General features: G+C 70.0%; 9 protein-coding genes and 2 tRNA genes. 8 read left to right on the forward strand and 3 right to left on the reverse strand.

What is annotated here, in order from left to right:
- Nucleotides 1-100: 100 nt before the first annotated feature.
- A complete protein-coding gene (locus SH922_RS26635; RefSeq protein ID WP_393060366.1) occupies nt 101-685 on the reverse strand; it encodes an NUDIX hydrolase in 585 nt (194 codons plus the stop codon).
- The gene (locus SH922_RS26640; RefSeq protein WP_393060367.1) at nt 682-2136 is read right to left on the reverse strand and encodes a zinc-dependent metalloprotease; all 1455 of its coding nucleotides are present in this window, start codon (nt 2134-2136) and stop codon (nt 682-684) included. The genes SH922_RS26635 and SH922_RS26640 overlap by 4 nt, the downstream gene beginning before the upstream one ends.
- Nucleotides 2137-2326: 190 nt before the next feature.
- Between SH922_RS26640 and SH922_RS26645 the strand changes: the two genes are divergently transcribed.
- From SH922_RS26645 to SH922_RS26660, 4 genes are all read left to right on the forward strand, one after another.
- A complete protein-coding gene (locus SH922_RS26645; RefSeq protein WP_393060368.1) occupies nt 2327-3505 on the forward strand; it encodes an SDR family oxidoreductase in 1179 nt (392 codons plus the stop codon).
- Nucleotides 3506-3655: 150 nt separating this feature from the next.
- Nucleotides 3656-4117 carry a molybdenum cofactor biosynthesis protein MoaE gene (locus SH922_RS26650; RefSeq protein ID WP_393060369.1) on the forward strand — a complete coding sequence of 154 codons (462 nt, stop codon included), beginning with the start codon at nt 3656-3658 and terminating at the stop codon, nt 4115-4117.
- A gap of 127 nt (nt 4118-4244) precedes the next feature.
- On the forward strand, nt 4245-4433 hold the full coding sequence (locus SH922_RS26655; protein WP_393060370.1) for a hypothetical protein: 189 nt from the start codon (nt 4245-4247) through the stop codon (nt 4431-4433).
- 144 nt (nt 4434-4577) lie between these two features.
- Nucleotides 4578-5666 (forward strand): PDZ domain-containing protein, encoded by a 1089-nt coding sequence (locus SH922_RS26660; protein WP_393060371.1) that lies wholly within the window; start codon nt 4578-4580, stop codon nt 5664-5666.
- 30 nt (nt 5667-5696) lie between these two features.
- Here SH922_RS26660 and SH922_RS26665 read toward each other — a convergent pair whose 3' ends face one another.
- Nucleotides 5697-6266, reverse strand: a complete 570-nt coding sequence (locus tag SH922_RS26665; RefSeq protein WP_326738626.1) for a PPA1309 family protein — start codon at nt 6264-6266, stop codon at nt 5697-5699.
- A 127-nt stretch (nt 6267-6393) separates the two neighbouring features.
- Between SH922_RS26665 and SH922_RS26670 the strand changes: the two genes are divergently transcribed.
- From SH922_RS26670 to SH922_RS26685, 4 genes are all read left to right on the forward strand, one after another.
- The gene (locus SH922_RS26670; protein ID WP_393063698.1) at nt 6394-9327 is read left to right on the forward strand and encodes a UPF0182 family protein; all 2934 of its coding nucleotides are present in this window, start codon (nt 6394-6396) and stop codon (nt 9325-9327) included.
- A 52-nt stretch (nt 9328-9379) separates the two neighbouring features.
- Nucleotides 9380-9453 (forward strand) — tRNA-Met (locus SH922_RS26675).
- 215 nt (nt 9454-9668) lie between these two features.
- The gene (locus SH922_RS26680) at nt 9669-11726 is read left to right on the forward strand and encodes a tetratricopeptide repeat protein (RefSeq protein WP_393060372.1); all 2058 of its coding nucleotides are present in this window, start codon (nt 9669-9671) and stop codon (nt 11724-11726) included.
- A 115-nt stretch (nt 11727-11841) separates the two neighbouring features.
- A tRNA-Met gene (locus tag SH922_RS26685) sits at nt 11842-11915 on the forward strand.
- The last annotated feature ends 15 nt before the right edge of the window (nt 11916-11930 follow it).

An 11930-nucleotide genomic window follows, 5' to 3' on the forward strand; every position in this document is an offset into this window, starting at 1 on the left:
GCCCCCTCACTCCTGTGTACGAGGGTGAGGGGGCGCGGTGAAGTGGACGGTAAGGGGCGGCCTCCCAGGAGGCCGCCCCTTACCCGTGCCGTCGTGCTTCCTACCGCCGGTCGCCGTCCAGGGCCGCGCGCGTACGTTCCAGCAGACGGACCACCGAGGAGTCGGCGACCCCGGCGACCTCGTCGTAGGCGAACCAGCGCAGATCGAGCGACTCCTCGCTGATCCGCTCCGCCGAGCCCGACGGCGCCAGCGCCGCGTACTGGACATCCAGGTGCCAGTGGCACGGTGCGGGGATCGGATGGCGGTCCAGGACCACCGGGCCGCCCGGCAGCAGGGTCAGGCCGGCGATGCCGGACTCCTCCGTCGCCTCACGCAGCGCGGCGGCGGCCAGGGTGGTGTCCCCGGGCTCGCAGTGGCCTCCCATCTGCAACCACATCCGCAGCTTCCGGTGCAGCGTGAGCAGCACCCTTTCGCGCTCCGGGTCGATGACCAGGGCGCTGGCCGTCAGATGCCCGGCCCCACAGGCCTTCCACATGCCGTCGGGATGCAGCTCCAGATGGTCCAGATAGGCGCTGCGCAGCTCCTCCTGGGCGTCGTCCGGCCGGGCGTGGTCGGGTCGGGCCGGGCCGTCCGGCCCGTTCCGGTAGCTCTTCAGTACGAGAACGGCGTCTTCGCGCAGGCTCACTTGTCGGTGTCGTCCTTGCCGTCGCCGCCCTCGGTCCCGTCGTCCGTGGTCCCGTCGGTGCCGCCTGTGCCGGGGGCGGGCTTCTGCGGCCCGTTCGCTGCCTCGCCGAGCATCTTGTCCAGCTCGGAGAAGTCCAGCTGCTCGTGGTGGACGAAACCGTCCGGATCGTCCAGATCATGGGCGGTGGGCAGCATGTCGGGGTGCTCCCACAGCGCGTCGCGCCCGTCGAGACCCCGCGCGTCCGTGAGCGAGGCCCACAGCCGCGAGGCGTCACGCAGCCGCCGCGGACGCAGCTGGAGTCCGATGAGCGTGGCGAACGTCTGCTCGGCGGGACCACCGGAGGCACGGCGCCTGCGCATCGTCTCGCGCAGCGCGTCGGCTGAGGTCAGCCGGGACTTCGCGGCCTCGTGGACCACGGCGTCCACCCAGCCCTCGACCAGCGCGAGCGCAGTCTCCAGGCGGGCCAGGGCGGCCTTCTGCTCCGGGGTGTCCTCCGGCTGGAACATGCCCTGCTGAAGGGCGTCCTGCAGCTGCTCCGGCTGTGACGGGTCGAACTGGCCGACCACGTCCTCCAGCTTGCTGGTGTCGACCTTGATACCGCGCGCATAGCCCTCGACCGCACCGAAGAGATGCGAGCGCAGCCACGGCACATGGGCGAAGAGCCGCTGGTGAGCGGACTCGCGCAGGGCCAGGTACAGCCGCACCTCGTCCTGCGGCACGCTCAGGTCCTTGCCGAACCGCTCGACGTTCAGCGGAAGCAGCGCGGCCTTGCCGGCCGGCCCGAGCGGCAGCCCGATGTCGGTCGAACCGACCACCTCACCGGCGAGCACGCCGACGGCCTGGCCGATCTGCTGGCCGAACATCGCACCGCCCATCGACCGCATCATGCCGATCAGCGGGCCCGCCATCGCCTGCATCTCCTCGGGCAGCACATCACCCATGGCGAGGCCGACACGCTCGGCCACCGGATCGACCAGCTTCTGCCAGGCGGGGAGGGACGCCTCGACCCACTCGGCACGGCTCCACGCCACGGTCGAGACGGAACCGGACGGCAGCGAGGTCACGCCGTCCAGCCAGAGGTCCGCCAGGCGCAGCGCCTCGTCGACCGCGGCGCGCTCGGACGGGCCGACGCTCGCGTCCTTGGTGCCGTCCGGGGTGCCCTGCGAGACCGTCTGGCGGGCGATCTGCTTGGCCATGTCCCAGTTCACGGGACCGCCCTCGTAGCTCAGCATCTGGCCGAGCTGCTGGAAGGCGGCGCCCAGGTCGTTCGGGTTCATGGAGCCGAACATGGCGGCGAAGGGGTTGTCACCGCCCGCGCCGGGGCCGAAGCCGAACGGGTTCGCCGGACCGCCCGAACCCTGCCCACCTCCGGTGGGGTCGTTCTTCTTGCCCTTGTCGCCGTCGTCCGGCTCCTCCGGCGGAAGGCCGAATCCGAATGGGGTGTCACTCACGGGTTTCCTCGGCTCGTAGGGCCGCCGGCTCGAACCGACGGCGACTGCCCGACATCACCATCCAGCGTAGACACCAAGTCCGCTCGGGGCCTCAGTGCTCCGCCTGCTCCCGGCCTGCGGCAGGATGGACGCCACCTGGTACGTACGCGTCATTCGGGTACGTACTGAAGACAACCGCTGGAGACGCCCGGTGAGTTCCCCAGATCCTCAGGTTCGCGCAGCGCGAAACCTGGCCGACCCTTCGCCCGAGAACGAGCCCGAGCCTTCGCCCGAGAACAAGCCCGAGAACAAGTCCGTCCGCAGCCGCCCCAGAAGCCGCGGCCCTGTCGTGGCCGTCACCGGAGCCGCGACGGGAGTCGGTGAGCTGCTTACCGCACGCCTGGCGGCGTCCGAGGAGATCAAGCAGGTCATCGCCATCGACGAGCGCCGCGGAGAGGTCTCCGAGGCGACGTGGCACATCCTCGACGTGCGCGACCCCGCCATCGCGGAGAAGCTGCGCGGCGCCGACGTGGTGGTGCACCTGGCGCTCGATCTCGACCTGGAGACCGATCCCGCCGCCCGCACCGCCTACAACGTGCGCGGCACCCAGACCGTGCTGACCGCGGCCGCGGCCGTCGGCGTCCACCGCGTCGTGCTGTGCACCTCGGCGATGGTCTACGGCGCGCTGCCCGACAACGACGTCCCGCTCGCCGAGGACGCCGAGCTGCGCGCCACGGCCGAGGCCACCGGCGTCGGCGACCTGCTGGAGATCGAACGGCTCGGCCGCCGCGCACCCCGCGCCCACCCCGGACTCCATGTCACCGTGGTCCGCCCCACCGTGCTCGTCGGCGGTACGGACACTGCGCTGACCCGCTACTTCGAGTCGCCCCGCCTCCTGGTTGTCGCCGGGTCGCGTCCCACCTGGCAGTTCTGCCACGTAGAAGACCTGGTCACGGCGCTGGAGTACGCCGCGCTGGAGAAGATCGACGGGGAGTTCGCGGTCGGCTGCGACGGCTGGCTCGAACAGGCGGAGGTCGAGGAGCTCAGCGGCGTCCGCCGGATGGAGCTGCCCTCGGCCGTCGCACTCGGCGCAGCGGCCCGGCTGCACCGGATCGGCCTGACCCCGTCGCCGGCGGGCGACCTGGCGTACACGATGCATCCCTGGGTGGTGAGCGTGAGCCGGCTGCACGATGTGGGGTGGCGCCCGAGCTGGACCAACGAGGAGGTGCTCGCGGCGCTCCTCGAAGAGGTCGAGGGGCGCCACACCGTCGCCGGCCGCCGGCTCGGCCGCAAGGACGCGACCGCGGCCGGGGCCGCAGGTGCCACCGTGGCCCTCCTCGGTACCGCGGCCCTGGTACGCCGTGCACGCAAGGCCCGCCGCCGCTTCTAGGGCCGGACCGGCCCGGAGCCCGTCGGGTGGGGCACCCGCCACGCGGGCGGCTCCGGGGCCGTCGGCTGTAGGAGGCTCCAAGGCGCCCGGCGGCCCGCCGGGTGAAAGCCGTATTCCACGATGCCTGAGCTGTACGGCACGATGGTCGCCATGGCACCCACGTATGACCACCCCGGCGAGCACGCGGCACAGGACCCCATCCGGCTGCTGGAGATCCGCGACACACCGCTGTCCGTGGACGAGGTCTTCCGCGCAGTCGGCGACGAAGCGGCGGGCGGCACCGCGCTCTTCGTCGGTACCGTGCGCAACCACGACAGCGGGCAGGACGTCGGGGCGCTGGGCTATTCGTGCCACCCCTCGGCTCAGGACGAGATGCGCCGGGTGGCGGAGAAGGTGGTCGCCGGGTTCCCGGTCCGGGCACTGGCCGCTATCCACCGGGTGGGTGAACTGGAGGTGGGTGATCTCGCAGTGGTGGTGGCGGTCTCCTGCCCGCACCGTGCAGAGGCCTTCGAGGCCTGCCGCAAGCTCATTGACGACCTCAAGCACGAGGTTCCGATCTGGAAGCACCAGCGCTTCTCCGACGGCACGGAGGAGTGGGTCGGCGCCTGCTGAGCGCAAACCGTACTGGCGGATATCCACCCCGATTTGCGTAACCACACCCCTGCCATGAGCGTTGGTTCTGCGGATGGTTAATCTGCTGATCATTCGGTTGCGGACGCTCATGGGCAGGGAGGTCGTCATGGCAGCACTCGCCTGGTTGTTGATTCCGCTTTTCGCTGCGCTCGGTGCCTCTATATGGGGGCGCTGGGCTGCCCGTAATCGCACGACCGGCGACGTCACCGAGCTCGCCGGCTACGCCCGGTTCCGTGAAGCGATGGAGCGTTCGCACTCCGTTTCCGAACCGGCCGAGCAGATATCGAACGTCTGACGCCACACCGGCCGTACGCAGTCGCCAATCCGCAGTCCGTGACCTTCGCCGATGCCGCCCGGCGCCCTCTCCGCGCCCGGCCACGGCCCACGTACGGACCGGCCCCGGCGGTGCACTGACAGGCCCTTCCCGTACTGTCGTTCCATGCCACGCCGCACCGCGACGATGCTCGCCTCCACCCTGATCCTGATCGCGCTGCTCTGCGCAGGCGTGCTGATCAAAGTGCCGTACTCGGAGATGTCCCCCGGGCCGACCGTGAACACACTCGGCGAGGTCGACGGCGCGCCCGTCCTGCAGATCACCGGGCACAAGACGTACGAGACCTCCGGCAATCTCAACATGACGACGGTCAGGGTCACCGGCGCCGACTATCACATGAACCTCGTCGAGGCCGTCTACGGATGGCTGGGCCACGACAGTGTGGTCGTGCCGCACGACACCCTGTACCCGGACGGCAAGACCGAGGAACAGTCGACGCAGGAGAACGCCGAGGAGTTCAGCCAGTCCCAGGAGAGCGCCAAGGTCGCGGCCCTCACCGAGCTGGGGATCCCGGTGTCGTCGCGGGTCGTGGTCTCCACGGTCCTCAAGGACAGTCCCTCACAGGGCAAGCTGCACGCGGGCGACGTGATCAAGGCCGTCGACGGCACAGCGGTCAAGCAGCCCGAGGACGTGGCGAAGCTCGTCACCCGGCACAAGCCCGGCCAGGACGTCACCTTCACGATCATCCCGGCCAAGACCGCAGCAGCGGCCGAGAAGGCCGGCAGGGAGCCCGAGGGCACCGAGAAGATCACCATCACCACCGAGAAGGCCCCCAAGGAGAACCGGGCGATCGTCGGCATCCAGGCGGGGACGGACCACACCTTCCCGTTCGAGATCGACATCAAGCTCGCCGACGTGGGCGGGCCCAGCGCCGGTCTGATGTTCTCCCTCGGCATCGTCGACAAGCTGACCCCGGGGCAGCTGACGGGCGGCAAGTTCATCGCCGGCACCGGGACCATCGACGACAAGGGCAAGGTCGGCCCGATCGGCGGGATCAACATGAAGCTGGTCGGCGCGCGCAACGCCGGCGCACGCTACTTCCTGACCCCCGACGAGAACTGCAAGGCGGCCGCCTCCGACACCCCGGACGGACTCACGCTGGTGAAGGTCGGCACCATCGACGACGCCAAGAAGTCGCTGGAGAAGATCCGCACCGGGGACGCGGCCGCGCTGCCGAGCTGCTCGGCAGGCTGACCGCGTCCCCGCCGGTGCGGGAGGGCGGGGTCAGGACTCGAAGGTCGCGGCCAGCGCCTCGGCCAGCCCCGGCACCAGGCCGGCGCCGGTCAGCACGTCGTTCGGCGAGTCCTTCTCCCGCAGGCGTACGGCCGACTCGCGGGCGCCGTCCCGCAGGACCGCCACGGTCATCCGCACCTCCTGCCGGTCGGGGTGCTTGGCCACCCACTTGGTCAGCTGGGCGTCGTTGAGACCTTCCGGCACGGAGGCCTCGGCGGACGGCGGCAGCATCAGCCGCTCGACCGTCATCGCGCACCCGACGACGGCGTCGGGCCAGGCGATCGTGGCGAGGAACTCGTCCAGTGCGGTACCTGCGGGAAGCTCCTCCTGCTCGATAGGGGTGAGTGCGGCGGTCTTCGAGCCGTCGTCGTCGAGGCCGAGCTGAGCGGCGAGTCCGGGCTCCTGGACCCGCAGTCGTGCGGTGTCGACAAGGGCGAAGAGCCGGGCGGGCTGGTCCCAGCCGAGGCCGGAGATGTACTCGTCGATTTCGAGCACGGCGACGGTGAGCGGGCTCGCGGCCATCGGAGGGCCTGAGGGGGAAACGTTGGGCATGGACAACATCCTGCCTCCTTCCGCCCCGGGAACGGGAACTAGGTAAAGCCTCAGTAAGTTGCATAGGTGGGCTCTACGATCGCTGGGCCCGCTCCACACGACCGCGAACTTCGAGGTGCGCACGTTGGCTTTCCAGATGCCGGACCGCGGCGGAGGCCCGACCGGGCCACGGATCAGAGTCGGCCGCCCGTCCCGGCGCGCCCGAACCCTGCTCATGACACTGGGCGTCCTGGCGATCCTCGCCATGGCGTTCGTCATGTTCTCCGGGTTCTGGACGGACTGGCTCTGGTACAGGTCGGTCGGGTTCTCATCCGTCTTCACCACCACTCTGTGGACCAAGATCGGGCTGTTCCTCGTCTTCGGACTGCTGATGGCCATCGCCATCGGTGTGAACATCTGGCTCGCGCACCGGCTCCGGCCGCCGCTGAGCGCGATGTCGCTGGAACAGCAGAGCCTGGACCGCTACCGGATGAGTCTCGCCCCGTACAAGAAGTGGGTGCTGCTCGCGATCACCGCGCTCGTCGGTCTGATCGCCGGAGCGTCCGCCTCCGGCCAGTGGCGTACCTGGCTGATGTACGTGAACGGGGTGTCGTTCGGCCAGAAGGACCCCCAGTTCCACCTGGACGTGTCCTTCTACGCCTTCGACCTGCCGTGGTACCGCTTCCTGCTGGGCTTCGGCTTCGCGGCGACGGTGCTCTCGCTGATCGCCGCCGCGCTGACCCACTACCTGTACGGCGGGCTGCGCATCACCAGCCCCGGCGCGCGGGCGACGGGGGCGGCCACCGGCCATCTCTCGGTGCTGCTCGGCATCTTCGTCGCGCTGAAGGCCGTGGCGTACTGGCTCGACCGCTACGGTCTGGCCGTGAAGTCGAGCGACTTCAAGGCCACGGACAACTGGACGGGCCTGCGGTACGTGGACGCCAACGCCTATCTGCCGGCGAAGACCATCCTGTTCTGCATCGCCGCGATCTGCGCCGTGCTGTTCTTCGCGACGCTCTGGCGCCGCACCTGGCAGCTTCCGGTGATCGGTTTCGGGCTGATGGTCCTCTCCGCGATCCTGATCGGCGGGCTCTACCCGGCGATCGTGCAGAAGTTCCAGGTCCAGCCGAACGAGCAGGCCAAGGAAGCCCCGTTCATCCAGAAGAACATCAAGGCCACGCGGGACGCCTACGCCATCGATGACGCGAAGGTCACCGACTACGCGGGCAAGGCCACCACGGACGACGACACGAAGCTCCGTGCGAGCGCGGACGCGGCGGCCAGTTACCGGGTGATGGACCCCAACGTCGTCTCCCCGGCCTTCCAGCAGCTCCAGCAGAAGAGGAACTACTACCAGTTCCCCAAGACGCTGGACGTCGACCGCTACAAGGACGAGGCCGGCAAGGAGCAGGACACGGTCATCGGTCTGCGCGAGCTCAACCTCCAGGGCATCCCCAAGCGCAACTGGATCAACGACCACTTCACCTACACCCACGGCTACGGCGCGATCGCCGCCCGGGGCACCACCACCGGTACCAACCCGAAGGGGTCTCCCGACTTCACCGAGTCCGGTCTGCCGACCACCGGAGAGCTGGGCAAGTACCAGCAGGAGATCTACTACGGCGAGAAGACCGAGCAGTACTCCATCGTCGGCGGGCCCCAGAAGGAGCTCGACTACGAGGAGGACGGCGAGAAGACCACCAGCTACAAGGGCAAGAGCGGGGTCAGTCTCTCCAGCGCGTTCAACCGCGCCGCCTACGCGGTGGCGTTCAGCGAACCGCAGATCCTGTACTCGGGAGCCATCGGCGACGGTTCGCGGATTCTCTACAACCGCACGCCCAAGGAGCGCGTAGAGGCGGTCGCCCCGTGGCTGACCATCGACGGCGACGCCTACCCGGCCGTGGTCGGCGGAAAGATCCAGTGGGTCGTCGACGCGTACACCACGACCAACGGCTACCCGTACGCCTCGCGCACGACGCTCGGTGACACCACGGCCGACTCGCTGACCACCAACCAGCGCGCGGTCGTCGCCCAGCAGAACCAGGTCAACTACATCCGCAACTCGGTGAAGGCCACCGTCGACGCGTACGACGGCAAGGTCACGCTGTACGAGTGGGACACCGAGGACCCGGTCCTCAAGACCTGGCGCAAGGCGTTCCCGGGGACCGTGGAACCCAAGGCGGACATTCCGCAGGACCTCATGGACCACCTGCGCTACCCGCAGGACCTGTTCAAGGTGCAGCGCGAACTGCTCACCCGCTACCACGTCACGAGCCCCGCGCAGTTCTACAGCGGCAGTGACGCGTGGCAGGTCCCGGACGATCCGACCAACAAGGAGTCCGGTGCCGTTCCGCCGTACTACCTGAGCATAAAGATGCCGGATCAGGCGGCTCAGAAGTTCTCGCTGACGACGACGTTCACCCCCAAGGGGCGACCCGACCTCGGGGCGTTCATGGCGGTCGACGCCGATGCGGCCAGCAAGGACTACGGCACGATAAGGCTGCTGAGAGTCACCACTACGGTGAAGGGCCCGGGCCAGGTACAGAGTGAGCTCAACGGCAACGACGACGTCGCCGAGTTCGTGAGGAACCTCAAGGGAACCGACTCCGACATCGAGTACGGCAACCTGCTCACGGTGCCGCTCGAAGGAGGGTTCCTCTACATCGAGCCGGTGTACACCCGGGGTGGCACACAGAACTATCCGCTGCTGCGCAAGGTCGCTGCCTCGTACGGATCGAAGATCGTCTTTGAGAACAGCCTCGGGGAGGCGCTCAACGCGGTCTTCGGGGTGGACGGTTCCGATACGACCGAGCCACCGGCCGATACGACACAGCCACCGGGCGACACCACGGAGCCGCCGGCCACCGGCGACGCCGCGCTGAAGAAGGCGATCGCCGATGCGCAGAAGGCCTACACGGCAGGTGAGACGGCCCTGAAGGAACAGGACTGGAGCGCCTACGGCAAGGCCCAGGACGACCTGCAGGACGCGCTGGAGCGGGCAGCCGCCGCCCAGCCCAAGTCCGGCAGTCCGAGCACGGCGGACGAGTCGAAGAAGCCGGCGGCCTCGGCCAGTGCCGACAGCGGCGACTGAGTAACTCGGTAAAGCTTCACCTCCGCGTCGTGGTACGGTTTGAACACAACGACGCGGGGTGGAGCAGCTCGGTAGCTCGCTGGGCTCATAACCCAGAGGTCGCAGGTTCAAATCCTGTCCCCGCTACTGAAACACGAAGGCCCGGATCCTCCAGGGGATCCGGGCCTTCGTCATGTCGTGGTGGCTTTTTTTGTGCAGTCTGCGTGAAGTGCGGTTCATCGAGCGCAAGTTGGGCACGAGCGTGTTTGACTTGTCTCTCTGTGGGCATGTCGACAAAACGCTGAAGTGACCTTACTGGTTCGCGATATACCAGGTGTACGCGGGTTGCGGGTGGTGCGACGATGGTATTTATGGGGGACAGGGCAACTCTGTTGGAGACAGGGCGGTTTGTGCAGCAACGCGTCCATCCGGCGGAAAAATTGGCGGATGTGGCATTTGCTGCTGCCGCCGCGCAGTACAACGACCACATCGAGACCGCCGAGACTGCGGAGTGTGCCGCGACCGTCGAGAGTGCAGAGACCGCAGAGACCGCCGACGGCGTGGAGAACGCCGAGAGTGCGGAGACCGCCGCGAGCGCGGACAACGCCGAGAGCGAGGCGCGCCACCGCCGTGCAGCCGACGCCGGGGACACCGAGTCGATGAGCGTTCTCGGTGCGCTGCTGCTGCGCCGGGGCGATCTGAGCGGCGCCGAGTCCTATCTGCGCGCGGCCACCGCCGACGGTGACCGCGCCGCGGCCAACAACCTCGGCGTCCTCCTGCATCAGCGCGGCTACGCGGACGAGGCGGCCGGCTGGTGGCGGATCGCCGCCGTCGCCGGTTCCGCCGCGGCCGCGCACGCCCTCGGGCGCCACTACCGCGAGCGCGGTGACGAGCCCGGAGCCGAGTACTGGCTGCGCCAGTCCGCCGAGCAGGGCCACGCCCTGGGGGCGTACGCCCTGGCCGACCTGCTCGAGCACCGCAGCGACGTGGGCGCCGAGCGCTGGCTGCGCGCCGCGGCCGAGCAGGGCCACCGCGAGGCGGCGTACCGGCTGGCGCGCATGCTGGAGCGCAACGCGACGGGCGACGTGCACGACGCGTTCGGCCGCCCCGGACTGGGTCCCCGTACCGGACCCGAGTCCGAGGCGGGGGCCGGGACGCGCGGGGTTGCCGCGCGCAAGGACGACAGCCCGGTCGCGGGCCCCGACGCGGGACGCATGGGCGAGGCCGAGCAGTGGTACCGGCAGTCCGCCGCCCGCGGACACCGGCGTGCCGCTCTGCACCTCGGCGCCATCCTCGAACAGCGCGGCGAGCTCAAGGAGGCCGGCCGCTGGTACCTCATCTCCGCCAAGGCCGGTGAGGCGCGGGCCGCCTGTGCGCTGGGCTTCCTGCTGCGCGACGCGGGCGATCAGGAGAGCGCCGCCGTGTGGTGGCTGCGCGCCGCCCAGGACGGCGACGGCAACGCCGCCAACGCACTCGGCGCGCTGCACGCGGCCCGGGGCGAGCAGCAGACCGCCGAGCGCTGGTACCGCGCGGCGATGGACGCGGGCGACGTCAACGGCGCGTACAACCTCGGGCTGCTCTGTGCGGCCCAGGACCGTACGCCGCAGGCCGAGCAGTGGTACCGGCGCGCCGCCTACGCGGGCCACCGCGAGGCGGCCAACGCGCTGGCCGTGCTCCTGCTCCAGGCGGGCGACGCGACCGGCGCGGAGCCCTGGTTCTCCAAGGCGGCCGAGGCCGGCAGCGTCGACGCCGCCTTCAACCTCGGCATCCTCCACGCAGGGCGGGACGAGGACCGTACGGCCCTGCTCTGGTACGAGCGTGCCGCGGCGGCCGGCCACACCGAGGCGGCGCTCCAGGTCGGTATGGCGCTGCTGCACCACGGCCAGGAGCGCGAGGCCGAGCGTCATCTGCGCTGCGCGGCGGGCGGCGGCAGCCCGGAGGCCGCCTTCCGGCTGGCCGGGCTGCTGGACGCGCGCCAGCCGCCGCCCGGCCCGCCCGCGCTCGGCGAGCCCATGCCGGACAAGACCGAGTGCGAGGAGTGGTACGAGCGCGCCGCCGAGCAGGGACACCGCCGCGCCCAGGTGCGCGTCGGTATGCTCGCCGCCGCCCGGGGAGACGTGGAGAGCGCCGCCCGCTGGTACCGGGCGGCTGCCGAGGCGGGCAGCCGCAACGGGGCCTTCAACCTCGGACTGTTGCTCGCCCGCGAGGGCAGCGAGCGCGAGGCCGCACTCTGGTGGAGCCGAGCCGCCGAGGACGGGCACGGGCGGGCCGCCCTGCGCCTGGCCCTGCTGGCCGCGCGCCGCGGTGAACTCACCGAGGGGCAGCGGTGGTGTGCCCGGGCTGTCGAGCTGGGGCCCGCGGAGGTCTCGGAGCGGGCCGCGCGGCTGCGCGAAGCGCTGCACCAGGAGCTGACCGCGTAGCGGGCGCGGCGCGCGGGATGCGGGGCATCCTGGCGCGTCGCGCCCGGTGCCGGCTGGGCCCGGGAAAGGGATTTGCGCTGGTCCAGGGCGTGACGTACTGTGGGGATCACAACGACGCGGGGTGGAGCAGCTCGGTAGCTCGCTGGGCTCATAACCCAGAGGTCGCAGGTTCAAATCCTGTCCCCGCTACTCAAGACAGAGGGC

This window comes from Streptomyces sp. LN549, from assembly GCF_043203805.1.
Lineage (GTDB): Bacteria > Actinomycetota > Actinomycetes > Streptomycetales > Streptomycetaceae > Streptomyces.